Origin of the sequence: Pedobacter sp. PLR (genome assembly GCF_026239675.1) — a bacterium.
Classification (GTDB): domain Bacteria; phylum Bacteroidota; class Bacteroidia; order Sphingobacteriales; family Sphingobacteriaceae; genus Pedobacter.
This window is the reverse complement of record NZ_JAPIVQ010000008.1, coordinates 170,726-194,179: the sequence shown is the minus strand read 5'-3', so window position 1 is coordinate 194,179 and position 23,454 is coordinate 170,726. Positions and strand designations below refer to the sequence as shown.

Annotated in this window: 22 protein-coding genes and 1 other RNA gene; 12 read left to right on the top strand and 11 right to left on the bottom strand. The window is 40.9% G+C overall.

The genetic code is table 11. The features are described from left to right. Positions 1–4 precede the first annotated feature (4 nt). From OQX61_RS20070 to OQX61_RS20060, 3 genes are read right to left on the bottom strand one after another with little or no spacing between them, the layout of a single operon-like run. The gene (locus OQX61_RS20070; protein WP_265843591.1) at positions 5–412 is read right to left on the bottom strand and encodes a thioesterase family protein; all 408 of its coding nucleotides are present in this window, start codon (positions 410–412) and stop codon (positions 5–7) included. 1 nt (position 413) lies between these two features. Next, positions 414–1,469, bottom strand: a complete 1,056-nt coding sequence (gene mltG / locus OQX61_RS20065) for an endolytic transglycosylase MltG (protein WP_265843590.1) — start codon at positions 1,467–1,469, stop codon at positions 414–416. A gap of 16 nt (positions 1,470–1,485) precedes the next feature. Then, positions 1,486–2,256, bottom strand: a complete 771-nt coding sequence (locus OQX61_RS20060; protein WP_265843589.1) for a PASTA domain-containing protein — start codon at positions 2,254–2,256, stop codon at positions 1,486–1,488. A gap of 146 nt (positions 2,257–2,402) precedes the next feature. Between OQX61_RS20060 and OQX61_RS20055 the strand changes: the two genes are divergently transcribed. Then, the gene (locus OQX61_RS20055; protein WP_265843588.1) at positions 2,403–3,389 is read left to right on the top strand and encodes a D-alanine--D-alanine ligase; all 987 of its coding nucleotides are present in this window, start codon (positions 2,403–2,405) and stop codon (positions 3,387–3,389) included. A 136-nt stretch (positions 3,390–3,525) separates the two neighbouring features. Here the strand turns inward: OQX61_RS20055 and OQX61_RS20050 are convergent, their stop codons facing one another. From OQX61_RS20050 to OQX61_RS20035, 4 genes are all read right to left on the bottom strand, one after another. After that, positions 3,526–4,305 (bottom strand): DUF3575 domain-containing protein, encoded by a 780-nt coding sequence (locus tag OQX61_RS20050; RefSeq protein ID WP_265843587.1) that lies wholly within the window; start codon positions 4,303–4,305, stop codon positions 3,526–3,528. Positions 4,306–4,352: 47 nt separating this feature from the next. Then, on the bottom strand, positions 4,353–5,780 hold the full coding sequence (locus tag OQX61_RS20045) for an MATE family efflux transporter (protein WP_265843586.1): 1,428 nt from the start codon (positions 5,778–5,780) through the stop codon (positions 4,353–4,355). A gap of 452 nt (positions 5,781–6,232) precedes the next feature. After that, positions 6,233–6,367, bottom strand: a complete 135-nt coding sequence (locus tag OQX61_RS20040) for an alanyl-tRNA synthetase (protein WP_265843585.1) — start codon at positions 6,365–6,367, stop codon at positions 6,233–6,235. A gap of 2 nt (positions 6,368–6,369) precedes the next feature. After that, positions 6,370–7,395, bottom strand: coding sequence for a ChuX/HutX family heme-like substrate-binding protein (locus OQX61_RS20035; protein WP_265843584.1), 1,026 nt, complete (start codon positions 7,393–7,395; stop codon positions 6,370–6,372). A 286-nt stretch (positions 7,396–7,681) separates the two neighbouring features. On the opposite strand from OQX61_RS20035, the gene OQX61_RS20030 reads away from it, so the two are divergent. The 6 genes from OQX61_RS20030 (at position 7,682) to OQX61_RS20005 (ending at position 14,213) form a co-directional block, all read left to right on the top strand. Next, on the top strand, positions 7,682–8,002 hold the full coding sequence (locus OQX61_RS20030) for a DUF6686 family protein (protein WP_265843583.1): 321 nt from the start codon (positions 7,682–7,684) through the stop codon (positions 8,000–8,002). 201 nt (positions 8,003–8,203) lie between these two features. Continuing rightward, entirely contained in the window at positions 8,204–9,667 is a 1,464-nt protein-coding gene (gatB, locus tag OQX61_RS20025; protein ID WP_265843582.1) for an Asp-tRNA(Asn)/Glu-tRNA(Gln) amidotransferase subunit GatB, read from the top strand. Positions 9,668–9,755: 88 nt separating this feature from the next. Further along, a complete protein-coding gene (locus tag OQX61_RS20020) occupies positions 9,756–10,862 on the top strand; it encodes an AhpC/TSA family protein (protein ID WP_265843581.1) in 1,107 nt (368 codons plus the stop codon). A gap of 105 nt (positions 10,863–10,967) precedes the next feature. Continuing rightward, positions 10,968–11,657, top strand: a complete 690-nt coding sequence (locus tag OQX61_RS20015) for a response regulator transcription factor (protein ID WP_062549537.1) — start codon at positions 10,968–10,970, stop codon at positions 11,655–11,657. Between the two features lie 29 nt (positions 11,658–11,686). Next, on the top strand, positions 11,687–12,409 hold the full coding sequence (locus OQX61_RS20010; RefSeq protein WP_265843580.1) for an RluA family pseudouridine synthase: 723 nt from the start codon (positions 11,687–11,689) through the stop codon (positions 12,407–12,409). A gap of 10 nt (positions 12,410–12,419) precedes the next feature. Then, the gene (locus OQX61_RS20005) at positions 12,420–14,213 is read left to right on the top strand and encodes a chloride channel protein (protein WP_265843579.1); all 1,794 of its coding nucleotides are present in this window, start codon (positions 12,420–12,422) and stop codon (positions 14,211–14,213) included. Positions 14,214–14,284: 71 nt separating this feature from the next. Here OQX61_RS20005 and OQX61_RS20000 read toward each other — a convergent pair whose 3' ends face one another. The 4 genes from OQX61_RS20000 to OQX61_RS19985 form a co-directional block, all read right to left on the bottom strand. Next, positions 14,285–15,691 (bottom strand): sigma-54 dependent transcriptional regulator, encoded by a 1,407-nt coding sequence (locus OQX61_RS20000; RefSeq protein WP_265843578.1) that lies wholly within the window; start codon positions 15,689–15,691, stop codon positions 14,285–14,287. Between the two features lie 129 nt (positions 15,692–15,820). Further along, an RNA gene (gene rnpB / locus OQX61_RS19995) (RNase P RNA component class A) lies at positions 15,821–16,196 on the bottom strand. 722 nt (positions 16,197–16,918) lie between these two features. Then, positions 16,919–17,341: a cytochrome c gene (locus OQX61_RS19990; protein WP_265843577.1), complete on the bottom strand. Its 423-nt coding sequence runs from the start codon at positions 17,339–17,341 to the stop codon at positions 16,919–16,921. 2 nt (positions 17,342–17,343) lie between these two features. Then, positions 17,344–17,997 carry an SCO family protein gene (locus OQX61_RS19985; protein WP_265843576.1) on the bottom strand — a complete coding sequence of 218 codons (654 nt, stop codon included), beginning with the start codon at positions 17,995–17,997 and terminating at the stop codon, positions 17,344–17,346. Between the two features lie 195 nt (positions 17,998–18,192). Between OQX61_RS19985 and OQX61_RS19980 the strand changes: the two genes are divergently transcribed. The 5 genes from OQX61_RS19980 to kdpA all read left to right on the top strand — a co-directional run bounded on the left by OQX61_RS19980 (position 18,193) and on the right by kdpA (position 23,377). Then, positions 18,193–18,807, top strand: a complete 615-nt coding sequence (locus OQX61_RS19980) for a GNAT family N-acetyltransferase (RefSeq protein ID WP_265843575.1) — start codon at positions 18,193–18,195, stop codon at positions 18,805–18,807. Positions 18,808–18,809: 2 nt separating this feature from the next. Then, positions 18,810–19,961 carry a M20 family metallo-hydrolase gene (locus OQX61_RS19975; protein ID WP_265843574.1) on the top strand — a complete coding sequence of 384 codons (1,152 nt, stop codon included), beginning with the start codon at positions 18,810–18,812 and terminating at the stop codon, positions 19,959–19,961. A gap of 10 nt (positions 19,962–19,971) precedes the next feature. Continuing rightward, complete coding sequence (locus OQX61_RS19970; protein ID WP_265843573.1) at positions 19,972–21,303, top strand: sigma-54 dependent transcriptional regulator; 1,332 nt, start codon at positions 19,972–19,974, stop codon at positions 21,301–21,303. A gap of 269 nt (positions 21,304–21,572) precedes the next feature. Further along, positions 21,573–21,650 (top strand): potassium-transporting ATPase subunit F, encoded by a 78-nt coding sequence (locus OQX61_RS19965; RefSeq protein ID WP_073235656.1) that lies wholly within the window; start codon positions 21,573–21,575, stop codon positions 21,648–21,650. An 8-nt stretch (positions 21,651–21,658) separates the two neighbouring features. Further along, a complete protein-coding gene (kdpA, locus tag OQX61_RS19960) occupies positions 21,659–23,377 on the top strand; it encodes a potassium-transporting ATPase subunit KdpA (RefSeq protein ID WP_265843571.1) in 1,719 nt (572 codons plus the stop codon). Positions 23,378–23,454: the final 77 nt, after the last annotated feature.

Genomic DNA, 23,454 nt, shown 5'->3' with positions numbered 1-23,454 from the left:
AAATTTAATTAAAAAATACCTTTAACTTCTCCATGAAATTTTCAGGAGGGGAGCAAGGCTTGTTTTTTGCCATATCGACAAATACAAGGGTAGTTTTGCCGATGTTAATCAGCTCATCTGCCTCATTAAAAAGTTCGTAGACAAAATGTATACGAACACCAGGTAACTCGTGTATAGTCGTTTTGATGGTAATCTCCTGGTCGTAAAGCGCAGGTTTAATATACTTGCAATTCAGCTCTAAAACCGGCATCATCACGCCGCTGCTTTCCATACCCGCATAATCCATACCCAGGCTTCTTAACATTTCCACCCTCGCCACTTCATAATACTCCGCATAGTTTCCGTAATATACGTAACCCATCTGATCCGTTTCCCCGTATCGTACCCTTACTTTCGTGCTATGTGTAAACATTCTATTTGAAAATGTTGCGTTTGTTTAAAGCCTCTCTGTATTTTTTCGCATTGATCTCATGTTCCTGAACAGTAACAGCAAAATTATGGAAACCAGAGAAATCCTCCTTAGCACACATATAGATGTAATTGTTATCGTCTTTATTCAATACGGCATCAATTGCATTGATACTTGGCATCATGATTGGCCCCGGAGGCAAACCTGCATACTTGTAAGTATTGTACTTAGAAGGAACCTGTAACAGCTTGTTTGTTACTCTTTTTACCGTGAAATCGTCATTTGCAAAGATTACAGTTGGATCTGCCTGAAGTAAAATGCCTTTTTTCAACCTGTTTAAGTATAATCCAGCGATGATTGGCATCTCTTTGTCGTATAAAGCCTCTGCATCTACGATAGAAGCCAGTATGGAAACCTGAATAGGACTTAGATTTAAAGCAGCAGCCTTACGTTTGCGCTCATCATTCCAGAATTTTGAATATTCTTTCTGCATTTTCTCGAAAAACTCCATCGGAGCTATGTTCCAGTACACTTCGTAAGTGTTCGGAATAAACATTGTATAAATGTTGTCTTTATTGAAACCGTATTTCTCAATTAATGAGGTAGAATCCAGTACAGTAATGAACGTTAAAGAATCAGCTTCCAGGTTTTTCGCAAGGTATCCTGCAAAGTCCTCTTTCTTCCTGATGTTCTGGAATTTTAATTTAACAGGATCCTGGTTGCCAGCTTTCAGCATGTTGATCAACGTTCTGTTGTTCATGCCTTTGCTCACTTTGTATCGACCTGGTTTCAGGTTTTGTGCAAGATCCATTTTCGCAGCTGCCTGACTAAAGGACCCGATATCTGTCAGGATATCTTTCTTGCGTATTTCTTCAAATAGATCGTCTAAATGGCTTCCGGTTCTTACATAGACATATTTTTCGTTACCGGTGATGTTAGGGGCAAAGAAGACTTTGTAGAATTTCAACCCGAAGTAACCACCAACTACCAATACGACCAGCAATGCGGCCAATATTACTTTAGTACTTTTTTTAAAGCTTTTCTCGTTTTCGTTTGACATATAATGATGGTAATATTTATTTTTTATTGGACAAGGTAATGTTTACTGGTGTACCGATTTTAACTTTCGATACGGAATCCGTTAAGAAAGGATCCTGTCTTACGATAACCGCATTGGCAGTATCTGTAATTTCTCCTTCGTAGGTCACGTTTCCTAAGGACAGCATGGCGCCGTTTTTTAAGGCAAACATAGCTTCATCTTTCGTTAAACCAATTAAATCCGGAATATCTACTTGTTCGTTTCCTTTTCCATCACCTAAAACCAGATCAATTCTCGATCCTTTAGGCATAGATTCTCCTGCTTTAATCGGTTGTCCGCCAAATAAAGCTTCCAATACCACGTCTCTGGCTTCATCGGATTTATAAGTAGTATCTCCTAGTTTTAGTCCGAAACTCTCAATCAAAGCCTGTGCTTGTCTCAACGGTTTGAACTCGATATCAGGAAATTTAACGTTGGGAGCCATAGCCACATTAACCGTTAAATAGATGGTCCTGTTGTCTTTTACAAAAGTACTGGCTTCAGGATCCTGATCGATCACAATGCCCGGAGGCGAATCCATTACAAACACAGAATCGACTTCATAACGAAGTCCTAATGCCTCTAACTTGCTTACCGCCTGTGTGAAAGACAGCCCTTTTACTGCCGGAACATTTAAGCCCTGACCGTGTTTGGTGTAATATCTTAAACTAAAGAAAGCCGCCAGGATGATGACCACTACCGTAACTATCGCGGCAATGATGTTGGTTCTAAAGGATTTAGTCTTTAGGTAAGATATGAATTTGCTCATAGGAATTTTCTATTCATTAAGGTATATCGCCCAAATTTAGGCTAAAAAAATATTTTATTGGAATTAAAATGACATCTGGGTCAACTAATTTATATTTGTGCTTACAATTGACTTATTACTTTGAATAGGTTTTAACACGCTTAAAAATGAAGAAAACATTAGCATTACTAACCGGTGGGACCACAGGTGAGTGGGTCATCTCAGTTAAAAGTGCAGCCACTATCGCCCAAAATCTGGATGCCGACAAGTTTGATGTTTATAAAATAATGCTAACCCAACAAGGTTGGTTTTATGAACCGGCAGACTCTGTGAAAATTGAAGTAGACAGAAATGACTTCTCCCTGAATATTAAAGGTAGAAAAGTCACTTTTGATGGCGTTTTTATTGCCATTCACGGTTCTCCGGGTGAAGATGGTAAATTACAAGGTTATTTCGATATGCTAAACCTGCCTTATACCACCTGTGATGCGCTAACTTCTGCCATCACGATGAATAAAGGCTATACTAAAGCTATTGTTCAGGGCATAGAAAATCTGCATGTAGCCAAGTCTGCACAGATCTTCAAAGACGTTGCTTACAGTGTGGAGCAAATCAAAAGAGACCTTAAAATACCTTACTTCGTAAAACCTAATAATGGTGGTAGCAGTATTGGAATGAGCAAGGTAAAGCATGGTGCCGATTTAGAAAAAGCGATAGAAAAAGCTTTTAAAGAAGATAGTCAGTTGCTGATTGAAGAGTTTATTTCCGGTAGGGAATTCACAGTAGGTGTAGTAAAACTGGATGGCAAAGTCGTTGTACTTCCGGTAACAGAAGTGGAAACGGCAAAAGAGTTTTTTGATTTTGAAGCTAAATACACACCTGGGGTAGCCACAGAAACCACGCCTGCACACATCAGAGCGGAAACTAAAGCCAGAGTAGAGCAGATTGCCAAAGATGTATATGCGAAGTTAAATTGTAGTGGGGTAGTCCGTATAGATTTTATCCTGACGGAAGATGAAGGTGATTTTTACTTTATTGAGGTCAATACCATTCCCGGACAAACAGCAACAAGCTTTATTCCACAGCAGGTTGCCGCAATGGGTATGAAACTGAATGATTTTTACACCAAACTGGTTAAAGAAACGATAGGCTAAGAAGGTGTTGGCTAAATAAAAGATTAGCTAAAGCCCGATAGGCAAAAGCATAAGGTTATAAATACAAAAAAGGGTCTGTTGAATAATTTATCAACAGACCCTTTTTTGTAAACTTGTTTTTCTAACCCTGGTCTGCTTAGAACCTGTATCCAATACTAATTCCTGATCTCATTCCTGCCCATGGGCCGTTGAAATCAATTTTAGCACCTTCGGCATCTACCGTAGATTTTACTTTAACCAATGGAAGGTCTTCCAGGTCAGTCAAGGCGTCTCTTAACGCTTGTTGCTCCTCAGGACCTAAGTTCTTCTTTCCTGAAATCGTACCGGAATTAGATCCGTAATTAGGACCTAAAATCCACCAGTCCAGATAAACCGCTTTGCTCAGTTTCCATTGTGCACCAAAAAGCACACCACCGGTAATGGTGTTCAGGCTGCCTTTCATGTCTATTTTGTCTTTTACCGTAGTCGTACCATCAGTAGCTTCAAAATTGTATGGAAGGCTAACATCATATTTTGCATACCTTACAAATGGAGCGATGTAAAAACCGCGGAACACACTTTGACCAAGATAAAATCTAACCTCTGGTGTGATTGCGAAATTCCCGGTTTTGAAATCTTTAATACTTTCCCAGGTTTCGTCGTCATCAATCAGACTTTTAAAAGTCGAACTGAAAGGAACATGAGATTTTGGCATCAATCTGAATCCCATAGCTACGGAAATCTTTTTGCCAACAGCACGTTCATACTGGAAAGAATAGGTCTTTAAAGCTACAGCAGCCACATTCCATTTGACCAGGTTTTTAGCATCACCATTTTCATCTCCCTGATTCGCCTGTTGGGCAAAGCTATTGGTAGCTGAAAGCGTAAGTGCCATCACACCGCACATTAACATTGTTTTAGTAAAGGTTTTTTTCATATAAATACAATTTGTTTTGAGCGGGCTAAAATATGTATTTTGTGGTGTTAAACCTGAATAGTTTTCCATCTTCCTTTTTTAAATAAGATGTATCCCGCAATGGCGATACCGATCTCTGCAACGGGAATCGCAATAAATACACCCGTAGGGCCCATTTCAAAGTGTTTCGCCAGCAAATAAGCCAGTGGGATTTGAAATAGCCAGAAGCCGAAAAAGTTAACCCAGGTAGGTGTCCAGGTATCCCCGGCGCCGTTAAAAGTGCTCACCAATACCATTCCAATGCCATAGAAGATATAGCCCAGGCTCATGATTTGCAAGGCACGAAGCGCGACCTCCTGAACTATTTTATCATTAGTGAAAAAGGAAATGAAATAATAGCCGCCTATAAAAGTAAATGCCATCACCAATACCATATAAACGACGATATATTTTGCAGTTTTCATCACAGAATCTGTGGCACGTTGCAGGTGTCTGGCACCCAGATTTTGTCCAACTAAGGTTGCGGCAGCATTGCTCATTCCCCAGGCAGGCAGCATAAAAAACATCATCAATCTTAATGCCGTCTGATAACCCGCAGAGCCATGGTCTCCACCGGTTTTCGCAACCAGTTGCGCCAGGAAAATCCAGCTGCAGGAAGCGATAATGAACTGAAATATACCGGGAGTAGCAATCTTTAACAAAGCTTTCATCTGCTCAAAATGAGGCTTGAAATAGGAGAGCTGTACTTTCAAAAGACCTCTGCCATTTACAAGGTGCCAGACCTGATAGGCTACACCCATACTTCTTCCGATCGTGGTGGCAATTGCAGCACCTGTTAAGCCAAAAGCAGGGATTGGCCCAAGTCCATTGATCAGAACCGGACATAAAATGATGTTGGCAATATTGGCGATCCATAGACTTTTCATCGCTATAGCAGCGTTCCCGGCACCCCTGAAAATCCCATTGATCAGGAACAGCAAGACAATGATGACACTGCCACCCATCATTATCTGAGTAAAAGTAGTCCCATGAGCAGCGGTTTCTGCAGAGGCCCCCATCAATAACAGGATGTCCGAAGCGTAAATGACGCCCATAACGCTAATGATCAGGTTAAATGCAACCGCAATAATAATCGCCTGAACACCTGCCTTTGCTGCGGCCTCAGGGTTTTTCTCCCCGATTCTTCTCGCTACTACTGCCGTGGCGGCCATGCTCATTCCTATGGCCAGGGAGTAAATAATGGTCAACACAGACTCGGTTAACCCTACCGTTTGTATCGCATGACTACTATTTGGAAGGTGACCTACAAAATATAAATCTACCAGTGCAAATACAGATTCCATCGCCATTTCCAACATCATCGGAATGGCCAGTAATAGCACCCCTTTACGGATGCTTCCCTGAGTAAAGTCAAGGTCTTCGCCTTTTAAGGCTTGTTTTAAAAGTGATATAATTCGGGATAGCTTGCCCTTTGAAGCTGTTTGTTGTGCAGACATATAAAAAGAAAAATTAGGGAATAAACCAGAAATCAGCATCGAAATGCCGAAATTTTAATAGAAAGAAAGGGGAGATCCCCGGGTGTTAAAACCTTAAAGGAAAGAAATAACTATCATCGTATTGCGGTTTAGTTAGATTCAAATATAGTTTTTTTAGCATTAAATCCTGAAAAAAGTACCGGTATTATAAATCATAAAAATCCTTGCAGGCTTAATTGAGCCAGGGTATATAGAGAATCCAGATCACTGGATGGATATCACCGTTATATTTTTAGCCAATGGGATGTTGATTCCAGCCGGGAAACTCAGCGGAATTAATGAAGTGTTCAGTCAGATTGAAAAACTGAGCACAAAATAGATTGACAAGAAGCCCGAAAGGAGCTGCAAAGCAGAAACAGGTTGTTTTAAAAGGTATGAACCTTAACAAAACAACCTGTTTCATGATCAAGTTATCATTTGATGACCCAGTAACCAAATGCCAGCCATAACAGGCCTTTGATCAGGAAGAATAAAAATCCCCAGACTCCAAACTTCTTTACCCATTTTAAAATGGCGGCCTTTTTTTCTGATGTGGGTTTATTTGTCATAATTAAAGTGATTCTTTCAGGACTTCACGCCAGCTCTCTAATTCAGGAATTCCAGGCTTACGTTTACCAAAAAATTGAACAATCATTTCTCCGTTTTTGTCAAACAATTCGATAGAGTTGACATCGCCATCGGTAGAGGGTTTTACCACCTGCCATACGCTGCGAACTTCATCCTCGCGAAGGTGCAAATTAAATTCTGGATCTAAAACATTAAACCATGGACCCATATCTACCAATTTGGTGATATTCCCACTGTGAATCTGGATACAACCCGAATTTCCGGTGAAAACCATCACTGGAACCTGTTTTTCTGAGCAGGCCGTCATCGCTTTTCTAAATCCTTCAACAGTAGTTTCTTTTGCTCTACCTTCCGGTGCAAGACGCAATGCTTGTGTCCTGGTAACCTTGAACTTTCTCAGTAACATGAAAAACTCATGACTATCGCCCATCTTGTTCCATGCTTCCCTGAAACCAGTTACATCAATCTCTGAATCTGGAAGTTCTGCTTGCGGAGTAACTTCCGGTGCTGGTTCAATCCCGATTGCCTCCTGTTCAGCTTTGCGGAAGTTGGCAACTAAAGCTTCGTAAGCTTCCACATTGCTACGGTCTGTCAGGTAAATTTTATGTAAAGCATTGCCATGAGCATCAAAAAACTGTAAACTCTGACGGTCATTTTCAGACACGGCAAAGCCATGTTTCCACTGACGTAAGAATAAACGCAGGTCAATGTCTGCACCTAAAACAAGACCGGCATGTGGGGTAAAGGAAATGTTTTCATACACACCTTTTCTTTCGTTCACACAATATTCATTGCGGGTTAATGCCATCACATAACCCAATGAGGTTACAGATTCCAGTATTTTTTCAAAGTCAGATTCCAGAAAAGTAACCGTAGTACCTAATCCGGTCATTAATAACACGGCTTCACTAACTTCTAGCTCTTGTGCCGCTTCTCTGATGCGTTTCTTTGGATTGGCAATTTTATAGGCTTCGTATTTTTCTTTAAGGGTGTTGGTTGCGGTAATCATATCAGGATAAGGTGTTGGGTTAAAATAAATTGATTTGTACGCTCGTATTTTTAAGGCTCTGTACCTGCTATTTCGAAAAAGGTTGAAAAAAATCCCTCCTGCGTTGCTAACATATTGGTAAATGTAAGCATATTTGTCTACTATTTAGAATGATTAAAAATAATACTAAGTGTAAATGGTCTTTTTTAACGCTGGAAAGAATTACTTATTACCCTGGAAATCTTCCGGGCCAATGGAAAACAGGACTTCAAAGAAGAATAAAGAGGAATTTAAATTATAAAATAGCATGTGTAAAACGAGAGTATTAAGTACCAAAGGAGATACGGTGATCAGCAGTTGTATGGGATGCAAAATGTATTACCTCTGGCATAATAATTTGTTGCTGAATTTCAGTATGGACGGTTTTGAAGCGTTTAGAGGTGTCGTATTTAGCCTTCCGTTTCAAAAAAACAGCCTGCCATTTCCAGATGAAGTGGAGCGGATTATTTTGCATACCCCGAATGACGACATCTGTTTTGCCTTCTGTTACGAGGAGTTTGAAAGTTTTAAGCTCGCGATTGACGAGTCAATCTATATGAACGAAGTATACCAGCTCATGGCTAAGTAACAAATGGCAACGGAATCCAGGCTTGCAACAGAGAACCGGAAGCTTCCCTCAGCCTGGCGAAACAAAGAATTTTTGGTAACAGAACAATCAAAGTTTTGCTGCAATGTATAATTATAGATGGAAACTAGCCGGTTAATGCTCAATTCCGTTATATTTGTCTATCTAATACATCGAAAATCAAGTTTTAAACATTGCCTATAAATGAGTACGAATACAGCAGTTTCTCCATCAGAATTTGAATTGGTATCTGGTTTAGAAATCCACGTACAGCTAAATACAAAATCAAAAATCTTCTCCTCAGACAGTGCTTCTTTCGGGGCTAAACCCAATGAACACATCTCAGCAGTCTCGCTTGCCTTACCCGGTGCGCTACCAAAACTCAATAAAGAGGTGGTCGCAAAAGCCGTTAGAATGGGGCTGGCCTTGAATTGCAGCATTAATGAACTGAATTATTTTGACCGGAAGAATTATTTCTATGCGGATCTTCCGAAAGGATACCAGATCACGCAAGACAATAAGCCGATCTGTCACAATGGCTTCCTGAATGTGACTTTGCCAAATGGCGAGGAGAAAAGAATAGGAATCAACAGGATCCACCTGGAAGAGGATGCAGGAAAAAGCATACACGATCAGCACGACCGTTACTCTTTTGTAGACCTGAACAGGGCAGGAGTTCCACTTATAGAAATTGTGACAGAGCCTGATATCCGTTCTGCGGAAGAAGCTTCGGCATTATTATTAGAAATCAGGAAACTGGTGCGTCACCTGGATGTAAGCGATGGAAATATGGAGGAAGGTAGTTTGCGTTGCGATGCAAACATTTCTATCCGTAAATTCGGAACTACGGAATTCGGAACGCGCTGCGAAGTGAAAAACCTGAACTCCATTCGTAATGTGCGAAGAGCGATGGAATTTGAATTCAACCGTCAGCAGGAAGTAATTTCTGAGGGGGGAAGAATCATCCAGAGTACCTTAACTTTCGACGCAGATCAGGGTACAACTGCCCCGATGAGAACCAAGGAAGAGGCCAATGATTACCGTTATTTCCCTGATCCTGACCTTCCACCGATACATATCTCTGCCGAATGGCTGGCGCAAATCAAGTTTGATATGCCCGCATTACCAGCAGAAATCTCTAAACAATTAGTTGCCGATTTTGGCGTTAATGCTTCTGAGGCTGCTATGCTTTCTGAAGATCGCGATTTGCTGGCCTATTTTAACAGCGCTTTACCTGGCGTAGACAACAAGAAAAGTCTGGTAAACTGGCTTACCGGTTCTGTCAGAGCTTTGTTAAGTGAGCAGGAGATCAGCATTGCTGATTTTAAACTGGCTCCCGCACAACTGGCCGGACTAATCAACCTCGTAGACCATAAAAAGATTACGCAGCAAATTGCTTTGCAACAGTTGCTTCCTGAGCTGATTAAAAACCCTGAAAAAGAAGTGATGGCAATGGCTGCTTCCCTAAATCTATTGATTGTAGAGAACAGTGATGAGCTATCTGGCTTTGTAGAGGAAGTACTGGCGAAATTTGATGCCCAGGTACAAGCCTATAAAAAAGGTAAAAAGGGCGTGTTGGGATTATTTGTAGGAGAAGTGATGAAGCTGGCCAAAGGAAAAGCCGACGCACAGAAAATAAACGAATTGCTACAAGAAAAATTAAAGTAAAAGAATACAAATGAACCATCATCAGCTGGCAAGCTTTATGAATGTGCTGATGATAGCTTCATAACCGTTAAAAGACAAATATATACAAATGAAAAAACTCGGATATCTATTATTGATCTGTTTTGCATTTACTGCATGTAAGGACAAAAGTAAGTTTACCATCAGCGGAGAATTTAAAAATGCAACACCTCAAAGTAAAGTGTACTTATACGGATTGCAAAAAGACAATGTACTTCCTTTGGATTCTACCGTGTTTTCTGAAAAAGGAGAGTTTAAATTCTCACACAGCACACCAGGTGTAGATTTTTTTAGAATTTCTGCCGGACAGAGTGAATACATGATCATCGCAAAGAATGGTGACGACATTAAAATCGCTGCCGATTTATCAGATAAGAACTTAGGGTATACCGTGTCAGGTGCAATGGAAGCCGATAAATTACAGGAACTGAATACAGTCAAAAACCAGTATATGGCTAAACTAGCAAAAATTCAGGCAGAATTTGAAGAAGCAGTAGCTGCACAGCCTGATAAAAGAGAGGCGATTATGGAGCAAATCAGACCTAAATACACCGAAGAAATCAACGGATTAAATAAAGCAGTATTGAAATTTGCACAGGAAAACAGCAGTTCTTTAGCTGGTTTTTATGCGATCAACTTATTGAACCCTGCTGAATTCGAGAAAGAAATGGTGGAATACTCAGATAAAATCAAAAGTAGTTTCAATGACAATCCTTCGGTAACGGAGTTTTTAACGAAAATGGCTAAGCTTAAATCTTTATCAGTAGGACAACAGGCACCAGACTTTACCATTGCCGGTTTAGACGGTAAACCAGTGAATTTATCAGATTTTAAAGGTAAATATGTACTGATTGATTTCTGGGCTTCCTGGTGTATGCCTTGTCGCCAGGAGAATCCAAACCTGGTAAAAGCTTACAATACTTACAAGGATAAGAACTTTACCATCCTTGGAATTTCATTGGATAAAGATGCAACAGCATGGAAAAATGCCATTACAGCAGATCACTTAACATGGACTCATGCCGGAGAATTGAAAGATTTTGACGGTCCTGTAGTGAGAAAGTATGAGATCGAAGCGATCCCAAGTTCCTTTTTATTAGACCCTAACGGAAAGATCATAGCTAAGAACCTACGTGGTGAAGCGCTGGATGCTTTCTTAAATAAAACCTTAAAATAATCCTAAATCCGTGTTAACACACTGGAGTTACTTAACAATTTGTTAACTTGGGTTTAACGGTATATTATAATTGATTACTTAATTTCGTAACAAATATTTAAAGCTATGAGCACCGTAAAACAAAAGATACTGATTGTGGATGATGAACCTGATATCCTTGAATTGATCGAGTACAACTTGAAAAAAGAAGGATATCAGGTTTTTTTGGCTAGTAATGGTCAGGAAGGAATTACGGTAGCAAAGAAAGTTCACCCTGATTTGATCATCCTTGATATCATGATGCCTAAAATGGATGGGATAGAAGCTTGCAGGTTAATGCGTGCCATTCCAGAGTTTAAAAATACCTTCATGGTATTCCTGACTGCCAGAAGTGAAGAGTACTCAGAGATTGCCGGATTTAATGTAGGCGCGGATGATTATATCGCCAAACCGATTAAACCACGTGCATTGGTGAGTAGAATTAATGCCATATTAAGAAGAAATTCAAGCGCAGATGAAGTTTCTGATAATAAAGTAGAAATCGGAGATCTGGTAATTGACAGAGAAGCTTACCTGGTATTTCAAGGCGGACAAAAAGTAGTCTTAGCCAAAAAAGAATTCGAATTATTGTACTTACTAGCCTCTAAACCGGGAAAAGTATACACCAGAGAATCTATTCTTAAAAATATTTGGGAAGACTCAGTGGTAGTCACCAACCGTACAATTGATGTGCATATCCGCAAACTTCGTGAGAAATTAGGCGAGACTTATGTAGCAACTGTAAAGGGTGTAGGCTATAAATTCGAACTTTCTTAGTATTTTTGTACAGTATTAAATCCACTGTATTGAAATATCCTTCTTTTAAAGATCTTATCCTATTCGAAAACGATGATTATATCGTCGTAAATAAACCTCCATTTGTAGCCTCGCTGGATGAGCGTGGCGGATCAGGCGAGGTCAATATATTACGTTTGGCAAAGCAGTATTCTGCTGATGCACAGGTATGTCATCGTTTAGACAAAGAAACTTCAGGCGCGATTATCATCGCGAAAACTCCTGATGCCTATCGCAACGTTGCGATCCAATTTGAAAAGCGTAAAGTAAACAAAGTTTACCATGCTGTGGTAGACGGACAGTTTACTTTTAACGACCTGTTTATCGACCTTCCCATCCTTAACGACGGGAATAAGAGCGTTACCATCGACAGAAAAGAGGGTAAACGTGCAGAAACCATTTTTAATTCCATAAAAAATTACCGTCATTATACCCTGGTAGAATGTAAGCCGATTACCGGCCGTATGCACCAGATCAGGATCCATTTGGCTACACAACGTGCCGCAATTGCCGGTGATGATATGTACCGTGGAAAACCAGTGTTCTTATCGACCATGAAAAAAGGTTACCGCATTGCAAAAGATGATGAAGAACTTCCGATCATGAAACGCTTTGCTTTACATGCCAGACATTTGGTGTTTAAAGGATTGGACGGTAATGATATCGTAATCGACGCACCATATCCTAAGGATTTTGCAACCCTGATTAAACTACTTGATAAATTTGACGCTTAAACGGTAAGATATGTATGTACGGATGGTAAATTATGTAGACAGAATTAACCAATACCGGAAGACTAAAATCTCAAACAGGAACTTTTTGGTAATCGCCGCTTTGATTGTTGGGGTCCTTGCCGGACTTGCAGCATCCTTGCTAAAAACCATCACGCACCATATCGAGGATTTCCTGCAAACAGGGTTTCACTGGGAGTACAAATATTACCTCTTCTTCTTTTTTCCCTTTATCGGGATCTTGTTGTCGGTCATGTATGTCCGGCGTTTCATTAGAAGAGGGAAGTTTGAAACCGGATTGACCCCTTTGCTGTACACCATCTCCAGAAAATCAAGTAAGGTAGAACCGCATAATATTTACTCCCAAATCATCACTGCCGCCTTAACGGTAGGCTTTGGTGGTTCTACAGGTCTGGAAGCGCCCATTGTAACCAGTGGTGCCGGTATCGGATCTGTAGTTGGCCGTTTCCTGGGCCTGTCCTATAAGGAAACGACCATGCTTTTGGCTTGTGGAGCCGCTGCGGGAATCGCAGGTGCCTTTAACAGTCCGATTGCAGGGATTGTGTTCGCCGTAGAAATTCTGCTCCCTGAATTCAGTATTCCGGCCTTTATCCCTTTGTTGCTGGCTTCGGCTACGGCAGCGGTAGTGGCAAGGTTGTTTTACAATGAACAGCTGTTCTTCCTGGTGACTGAAGGTTGGAAAATGGAAGCCTTGATTTACTATGTGATCCTTGCTGTGTTCATCGGTTTCTTCTCCATCTATTTCACCAAAGTAAGTGCTTTTATAAAAAGCTCATTCTACAAGGTTCAACACCCTTATAAAAAGGTGGTTTTAGGTGGATTAATGTTAGGTTTACTGGTGTTTCTATTCCCTACTTTATACGGAGAGGGATACATTACGATCAAAAACCTGTTGGGTGGAAACTATTCTGTAGTCGTTAGCAACAGTATCTTCTCTGAATACAGCCACCTGCCATGGTTGGTGTTGATCTTTACTTTGGCCACACTTTTTGCTAAATCTGCGGCAACGCTGATTACCTTAAGTGCCGGTGGAAACGGAGGAATCTTTGCGCCCAGCTTAATTATGGGTGGATTGATGGGCTTTATGCTTGCTTTTACGGTGAATACCCTGGGTATTGCACAGCTCAATGTGGCCAACTTTATTGTAGCCGGAATGGCAGGTTCTTTAAGCGCCATCATGCATGCGCCGCTGACCGGAATCTTCCTGATCGCTGAAATTACCGGTGGTTATGTGTTAATGGTGCCGCTGATGATTGTTTCAGCCATTTCTTACCTGATCAACCGCAGTAAAAATAAATACTCAATCTATACCAAACCGCTCGCTGAAAAAGGAGAGTTGCTTTCTTATGAAGACAAAGACTCCACAGTATTGAATATGATGAAATTGAGGTACCTGGTGGAAAAAGATTACCTGGTTTTAATTCAGGATGATTTGATTGCTGACCGCCTAACAGAGATTCTGCAATCTAAAAGGAGTGTTTTTCCAGTGGTTGCCGAAGAAGACCATAGCTTTAAAGGCATCATCTATTTAGAAGAACTGCTGAAAAAAGGAATTAACCATGTGGATCACCTGGAAGCAACCGCCAACGATTTAATCGTGGAAGCTCCTGATACCGTCCATATCAATGATCCGATGAGAATTGTGATGCAGAAGATGGAGAAAGAGAATGTCTGGGCATTGCCTGTATTGACAGAAGAAGGCAGGTATCTTGGCTTCGTTTCTAAAACCACCATCTTTAATAAATACCGGAAATTATTAGCCCGACAGGCTGATTACATGGAATAACAAAAAGCCAGCTTCCTATAACAGGAGCTGGCTTTTTACTTAACACGAATGCTTATATTGCTTTTTAAGGCTTATTCTGCAGTTCTCTTTAATCCGAATTTCTCAATTTTGCTGTAAAGGTGACTACGCTGAATATCGATGTCGTCGGCTGTCTTCGACACGTTCCAGTTGTTTTTCTCTAGTTTGAACTTGATAAATTCCTTTTCAGCATGATCTTTATAATCCTGGAAGTTACTAAAGCTGTCATAGTTCTGACTTACCGTACGTGCGGCCTGCTGACCAGCAGAAGTGGCATGTGCAGCACCGATATTTGTTCCCCCACCAGGGTTTGCAAAAGCGGCTACGTCTTGTTCTGTAATGGCTTTATCACTCAGGATAATTAAACGCTCGATCATATTGTGTAACTCACGCACGTTTCCGGTCCATGGTAAAGCCTGTAAGGCTGCCATAGCCGCATCACCGATCTTTTTAACCGGCATGCCGTACTCTTTGCAGATTTCTTCAAGGAAGTGCTGTGCGATCTCCGGAATGTCTTCAATACGCTCAGTTAAATGAGGTACATGGATATTGATCACGTTTAAGCGGTGGTATAAATCCATACGGAAATTACCATCTTCAATTTCTTTTAAAAGATCTTTATTGGTTGCTGCAAGTACTCTTACGTTCACTTCCAGTTCTTTTTCACCACCCACACGACTGATTTTGTGCTCTTGTAAAGCACGCAATACTTTAGCCTGAGCAGAAAGGCTCATGTCGCCAATCTCATCCAGAAATAAAGTTCCGCCATTGGCCAGCTCAAATTTACCAATACGCTGTTTTACAGCAGAAGTAAAAGATCCTTTCTCATGTCCAAAAAGTTCACTCTCGATCAGTTCGGAAGGGATAGCTGCACAGTTGACCTCTATTAAAGGGTTGTCCGCACGGTTAGATTTTTCATGTAACCAGCGTGCAACAAGTTCTTTACCACTACCATTGGCACCAGTAATTAATACACGGGCATCAGTAGGGGCAACGCGCTCAATAGTTTCTTTGATTTTTCCAATGCTATCAGAACTACCAAGTATATCTCTTGTTTTGCTGGCTTTTCTCTTTAATACTTTAGTTTCTGTTACTAAAGTTCCTCTGTCCAGCGCATTTCTTACAGTGATTAATAATCTGTTTAAATCTGGTGGTTTAGAGATAAAGTCAAAGGCTCCTTTTTTACTGGCTTCAATCGCAGTCTCCACTGTTCCGTGGCCAGAGATCATGATAAAAGGAAGATCCGGACTGTAGGCCTGTGCTTGTTCCAGCACTTCCATTCCGTCCATTTTATTCATCTTAATGTCGCATAAAACCAGATCAAATTTCTTTTTCTTAATCAGATCTAAACCGTCAACACCATTATCAATATCTTCTACTTCGTAATTTTCATACTCGAGGATCTCACGAAGTGTGCTCCTTATTGCGCGTTCATCATCAATTATTAATAATTTTGCCATAGGTATTGCTCATCAATTTTAATAGGAATACGAATATATTATTTTCATTTGAATAAAATTACTTTTTACGCTGATGATACAGCGGTTCCGTAATTTATTCGGCAGGATAAAACTTTTTTGAGATTAACAAAAAAATGCAAGCCTGTAAGCCGGGTTCTGTAAACTGATTGCTCAGAGTTTCTACCATTAATCCACTATAAATGTCGCCATTTATCTCTAACGACCTACCCGCTAACATCGGACGAGCAGCCCTACATGCGTTAGCCTATTTGGTCTTTCAACTCCCGGGGTTTACCAGCAATCCGGTTGCCCGGAATACTCGTGAGCTCTTACCTCACGTTTTCAACCTTACCTGTGCTTAAAAAGCCATCGGCGGTATGTTTTCTGCGGCACTTTCCATAACTCAGGTATTCACCCCTAAGCCTCTTCCCGTTAGGAAGCGGGATGCTCTGTGTTGCCCGGACTTTCCTCTCCGATAAATCGCAGCGATAGAACAGCTTGCATTTTTTGTGCGACAAAGATATAAAAAAACGGCGTTTATTTGGTATAAGGGAAGTCTTTTAGAATTTTTGAGATCAGATCATCACTGAGTGCATAAGAATTTGCACCATAAGTTTTTTATCATATAGGTTGTTCTATTGCCGGAGTACCACCGGAGGTTGCTGAGGAAATCTGTTCTTCGGCAATCTACACCCGGTGTTTTAGCCAGCTCAGCTTTAGTGAATTCCCGTCCAACTTTTCGTATGTTTAATTAGGAAATAAAAGAAGTATCTGTAGAAATAGTCGTTTCCTTGTTGAATTGACTTTTTTTTAGAAAAAAAGGAGGATAGTGTAGGAATCTGTTTTTATAAACAGAGAATCCTCACAGATTAATACCCTGATTTGCTCCTATTTCGACCGTAATAAAACCATGTAGAATCCGCTATCTGTTTTGCTCTTGTTTTGCTCTTGTTTTGCTTTCCTTTTGCTCTTGTTTTACCTGAGCAAAAGAAGAGCAAAAGGAAAGCAAGTGTATAGCAAGGAAATTCAGCGAAACAATACGGGGTGTTTGTAGGTTAATTAAAAGTTAACCGCTTCGGTTTCTGATCAGTATTTGATTATACCAGGAAGACAGACAGCTGCTGAGATTCGGCTCAAAAAGAAAATGGCTGAGCTTCTGAATAAAAATCAGAAGTTCAGCCATTTAAAAATAAGAGAGACTGGAATTACGCCCGGAGGCCTAAATACCTATTTACATTTTTTGAGGTCTTCGGCAGCTTGCTCTGCGGTATACATGCCTTGTTTATTTCCAAAAGAATTGGTGATGTATACCACAATCCTTGCAATGTCTATATTGGCCAGTGTCTGAAAATCGGGCATTTTCTCTTCATACTTCTTTCCATGAATAGTTATGGCTTCGCTCATTCCGTTTTTAATGTAACAAGCAAGCTTATTTCTATTTTCTTTTAGAAATACAGTATCTGTAAGCGGTGGAGCAAGGGCACCTAAGCCTTCGCCTTTAGCCCCATGGCAGTTTTGACAATATTTAATATAGTAATCTCTTCCGTTGGTATAATACATGTCTTGTTTTACCTGATCTGCACTTTGGCAGGAGTAAATCATCATGATGAACGTGAGGAGTACAGGAATTGCGATGATGAGTTTGCGCATGGTTATTTTTTATCTTCAGCAAGTAAAATGGCCACATCTTTCATCAGCTGTGCTACCTGTTTGTCGTCAGTACCATCATAAGCACCACGCAAACGTTTATTCTTGTCGATTAACATCAACCATCCCTGGTGAATATAACCATCTCTGTTGGTGCTGTCTTCCATTACGGCTACCAGATAATCCTTTTCAGCGATTTTATAGACGCTATCTTTTGATCCGTATGCAAATTGCCATTTCGGGCCATCAACACCTAACTTTTGTGCGTATTTTTTTAATACTGAAGGGGTATCATATTTAAAGTCGATCGTATGGGAAAGGAACATCACTTCCGGATTTTCTTTATACTGCTCAAAAATAGTTTTCATATTCCTGTGCATCGTCGGACAAATTGTAGTACATGAGGTAAAGAAGAAATCAGCGATATAAATTTTGTCTTTGAACGTATCGTTCGTGATCAAAATGCTATCCTGATTCAGGAAACTAAAAGCAGGAATGCTCTTGTAAACCGTATCCACACCCATTGAACCATCCGGATTTTTAACAGTCACCGCTTCTCTGGGGCCTAAAATGGGTAGTTTTTTACTGTCCTGACAGGAAGAAACGAAGAGAGCGAGCGCAAATAGAAACGAAGTGGGAAGGGAAAAGTTTAGCTTCATAATTTTTTAACTATTGAATTTCGGTAAAGGTAACTAAAATGAAATTAACCCTTTCATTTTGGTAAGGTCTACTATTGCCACAACAACGTCATGAAATTAATATTCCCGTCTTAATCAACGCTAAAAGCCGCTTTCGTTGATTTTTCCTGCTTAGGCATCCCATTTGAACAGGGCTCTGGTAAAATTAGAATACTAATGGAAAATCCAATGATCTTTGTGCGTATTGCTACCATAAATGATATAAAATACGTAGATGAAATAATTCAGGAAACAGAATCCTCTGCTATTGCCCGTGGATCGGGTATCTCAAAAAGAACGCCGGAATCGCTGGCGCAGAAAATGAGGGACGAAAAAGCCGTGATTGCGGTCACCAGTAACGGAGACTGGGTCGGTTTTGCTTATTTTGAAACCTGGGAAAATGACCAGTTTATTGCTAACTCCGGATTGATTGTTTCCCCGAAATTCAGAAAGTCCGGCGTAGCCAGAGCCATTAAGGAGCGGATTTTCAGGATTTCCAGAAGAAGGTTCCCTCAGGCAAAAGTATTCAGTATTACCTCTGGCATGGCCATCATGAAGATGAACACACAACTGGGGTTCGAACCGGTCACTTTTGCAGAGATTACCCATGACCCCAACTTTTGGGAAGGCTGTAAAAGCTGTGTCAATTACAAAGTTCTGGAGGGTAAGAAAAAATGCAACTGCTTGTGTACCGCCATGCTGTTTGATCCGGAAAAGGTAAAACAAGAACAGCAATTACAGTTATCACCAGAATCTTATCAACGATATTTTTCGAGCACAAAACATTCCTAGCTATGAATACCCATTCAGAAAACAAATCAGGCCAGATGCCAGACCTCTATACTTTAAGCGAAGACCCGCTTCAACTGTTAAAAAAACTAATTGCCACACCTTCTTTTAGTGGCGAAGAAAATGATACTGCCGATCTGATTGAATCTTTCCTGCACCATCATGATGTTTTCACTTTTCGCAAGCGCAATAATATCTGGTGCTATAACAAGAACTTTGATCCCGCAAAACCTACCTTGCTATTAAATTCGCACCACGATACGGTACGGCCAACGAAAGCCTATAATTTCAATCCTTTTCTTCCTTTTATCCAGGAAGGAAAACTTTATGGTTTGGGAAGTAACGATGCCGGTGGCTGCCTGGTCTCCCTGATCGCTACCTTCCTGCATTTTCATGAATTTGAAAACCTGCCTTACAACCTCTGTCTGGCGGCAACAGCCGAAGAAGAGACTTCCGGAGAGCATGGATTGAAAAGCATCCTTCCCGAGCTTCATAATATCGGTTTTGCCATCGTAGGAGAACCTACACAAATGGAAATGGCAGTGGCAGAAAAAGGATCGATGGTATTGGATTGTACCAGCTTCGGAAAACCGGGCCATGCCGCAAGGGAAGAGGGCGACAATGCCATTTATAAGGCCCTGGTGGATATCCAGTGGTTCTCAGATTTTATTTTCCCTATCGAAGGTGATTTGCTAAGCCCGGTTAAGATGACGGTAACGGAAGTACATGCCGGTTTGCAGCATAACATTGTGCCCGGAGAGTGTGACTTTACCGTAGATATTCGTTTTACCCACAGCTATACGCCAAAAGAAATATTAACCACCATTCAAAACCATACGACCTGCCAGATAAAAGTCAGGCCCAACATCATGAAACCTTCTTTTATTGATGGCAATCATCCATTAGTGAGGGCAGGTAGAGAAATTGGAAAAACAACTTATTGCTCTCCAACAAGTTCCGATCAGGGCTGGCTGGATGTTCCCTCCTTAAAAATGGGTCCTGGGGACTCCGCCAGGTCCCATACGGCCGATGAATTCATCTATGTAGAAGAAATCAGAGCCGGAATTGTAACTTACATCTGGATGCTGGAGAAATTATTTAGCAACCATGACCGGAAGAAAAACTTACTTGTGTCAGATAATTATTATAATTGTTGAAATTAACGATATGCAAGACACCGTCCTAATCATAGATGACGAGAAAAAAATCTGTAGCCTTCTGGCAAGGATTATAGAGCTGGAAGGATTTAAAGTGTTTCAGGCAAACACCGGAAAGGAAGGATTGAAAACCCTCGCCATGCAGGATGTGAATGTCGTAATCAGCGATGTGAAACTACCGGATATCAACGGTGTTGAACTGGTAAAAGAGATCAAAAAGATCAAGCCCTATGTAGAAGTCATTAACCTTACCGCACATGGAACCATTTCTGATGGCGTCATGGCCATGAGGAACGGTGCTTTTGATTACATCACCAAAGGTGATGACAATGATAAGATCATTCCATTGGTCTATAAAGCCATGGATAAAGTGAAGCTTCAAAGAAGGGTGTATGAGCTGGAAAATAAAATCAGCAAAAAATATAGCTTTAGTACCATTCTCGGGCAGTCAAAAGCCATGAAAGAAGCGCTGGACCTGGCTCAAAAAGTAGCGGGTACAGATACAACCGTACTTTTACTCGGCGAAACAGGTACCGGAAAGGAAGTATTTGCACAAGCAATTCATTACGAAAGCCCCAGAAAAAACAAACCTTTTGTCGCGCTCAACTGTAGCGGATTTAATCCGGAACTGCTGGAAAGCGAACTGTTTGGTTATAAACAAGGTGCATTTACCGGAGCCAACAAAGATAAAAGAGGTTTGCTGGAAGAAGCCCATGAAGGTACCTTATTCTTAGATGAAATCGGAGAGATGAATCTGGATTTACAGGCCAAACTTTTGAGGGTGCTGGAAAATCAAACCTTTATCAAATTGGGGGATACGCAGACGAGCAAAGTGAATGTCAGAATTATTGCTGCCACCAACAGGAGTCTTAAGGAAGAAGCCGATGCGGGTAGGTTTAGATTAGACCTTTATTACCGGCTTTCCGTGTTTTCTATTGAATTGCCAAATCTCGCGCAGCGGAAAACGGATATCATGATGATCGCTAAGCATTACTTAAAGGAATTCTCCGCAAAAGTGAATAAACCCGATTTTACGATGGACGATAGTTTTTCCGATCTGCTGATGAAGCATGTCTGGAAGGGGAATATCCGGGAATTAAAAAACGTGATGGAAAGGGTAGTCATACTCGCGGATGGAAACATCGCTACGGCCAACCTGTTGCCTTATGAGTTTCATGCGGAAGCCCAGGAAGAGGATTCTATGAAAATGCAGGTGATAGAAAAACAGCACATTAATAAAGTGTTAAAACATACCAGAGGTAATAAAACGGAAGCCGCCAGGCTCCTTGGGATCGGTTTAACCACCCTATACCGTAAAATGGAAGAGTATAAAATCAGCTAAGACTGAAACCAGCAACCATTCATAATGATAAAAAACCCTTCCAAAATGGAAGGGTTTTTTTGTTACTGATTTTTCCAAATCTCTAAAAACACGGTTTGCTGACTGTAAATCAGCGGTTTGTAGAGTTAACTCCGGTTTTGGTATATGGATTGGCATAGGGGTACTAAAACAAACCAACATATGTTAACAATCGAATTACTTCTTGCCCTGCTCCTTATGGTCTGGGTATTCTACAAATCCATCGACTGGTTCGAAAAAATCTAAAAATTATGATCGCATTATTTCTTATCGCAATCGCAGTATTTATCTACATGGTATACGTGCTGATTAAACCCGAAAAATTTTAATTAAAGTTATGAACACTGAATTACTAGGTATTATTGCCACCTACGCCCTAACCTTGCTGATCGGAATACCTTTGGGTATCTATCTGGCAAAGATGTTTGCAGGGGAGAAAGTCTGGACTGACTTTCTAAAACCCCTTGAAAAAGGAATCTATAAATTATCAGGGATTAACCCTGAAGAATCCATGAACTGGAAGCAGCACATGAAAGCGCTGTTAATGATCAATATGGTCTGGTTGGTTTATGGATTTTTTGCACTGATTTATCAGGATAAGCTGCCTTTAAATCCAGATGGTAACCTTGGCCAGTCACCGGATCTTGCCTTTAACAGCATCATTAGTTTTGTGGTGAACTGTAACCTGCAACACTATTCAGGTGAAACCGGCGCAACCTATTTCACACAGCATTTTGTATTTATGTTCTTACAATTTGTGAGTGCTGCAACAGGTATTGCTGCTGCGGTAGTGCTGTTTAAAGCATTCAGAGACAAAACAACCACTAATCTTGGTAACTTCTGGGTATTCTTTACCCGTTCCATTACCCGCTTATTGTTGCCACTTTCTATAGTTGTTGCAACGATCCTTGCTTTTAACGGAACGACTACAAGTTATGAAGGTAAAGACCAGTTTGTCTCACTTCAAGGGGATACGGTGAATGTTTCCCGTGGTCCGGCGGCAGGTTTTGTAGCTATTAAACATTTAGGAACAAATGGTGGAGGTTGGTTTGGGGTCAATGGCGCGCATCCATTGGAAAACCCAAACTATCTCACCAATATGGTAGAAGTGATTTCACAGGTGATCATTCCAATCGCAATGGTCTTCGCTTTCGGATACTTTATCCGCAGAAGGAAAATGGCATGGGTGATCTTCGGAATTATGACTTTGGGGATGATGTTATTGCTCGTTCCAACCGTCATCTCTGAAACGGGAGGTAGTCCAAATATTGCAAAAATGGGGGTCAGTCAGCTCACAGGGGCCATGGAAGGGAAGGAAGTTCGCTTCGGACCAACGGCAACCGCTTACTGGAGTACGGTAACAACCATTATTTCTACCGGTTCGATCAACTCGATGCACGATAGTGCGATGCCTTTAACCGGCATGTATCAATTGATTGCCATGATGATGAACTGCTTCTACGGAGGCTGTGGGGTCGGGATCTTAAACTACTTCATCTTTATCATCATTGCAGTATTCATTTCCGGATTGATGGTGGGTAGAACACCAGAATTCCTGGGACATAAAGTAGAGGCAAGAGAAGTTAAAATTGCTTCCATCATCGCGCTTTTACACCCATTTATTATCCTGGTAGGTACCGCGCTTGCGGCTTATACGGTCACTAATTTTCCGGATGCGGACTGGGTGGTGAAACCGGCAAACTGGCTGAATAATCCTGGTTTCCATGGCTTCTCTGAAATGTTGTATGAAACCACTTCGGCAGCAGCAAACAATGGATCTGGCTTTGAAGGTTTAGGGGATAATAACATCTTCTGGAATGTGATGACAGGTTTTGTGTTACTTCTTGGACGTTTCCTTCCGATCATCGGTCCGGTGGCTATCGCAGGATTACTGGCTTCGAAGAAATATATTCCTGAATCCGCAGGTACCTTAAAAACAGATACGTTAACCTTCGGTGTGATGACTTTTGTGGTGATCGTCATTATCGCTGCACTTGCCTTTTTCCCGGCGCTAACGCTTGGTCCATTGGCTGAACATTTCAGCATGATCAAATAGGTAACAGTATTAGGTAATCCATAAAAAACAAAAATATGGTAATGAAACCATCAACGATAGCTTCATTACCATTGAAA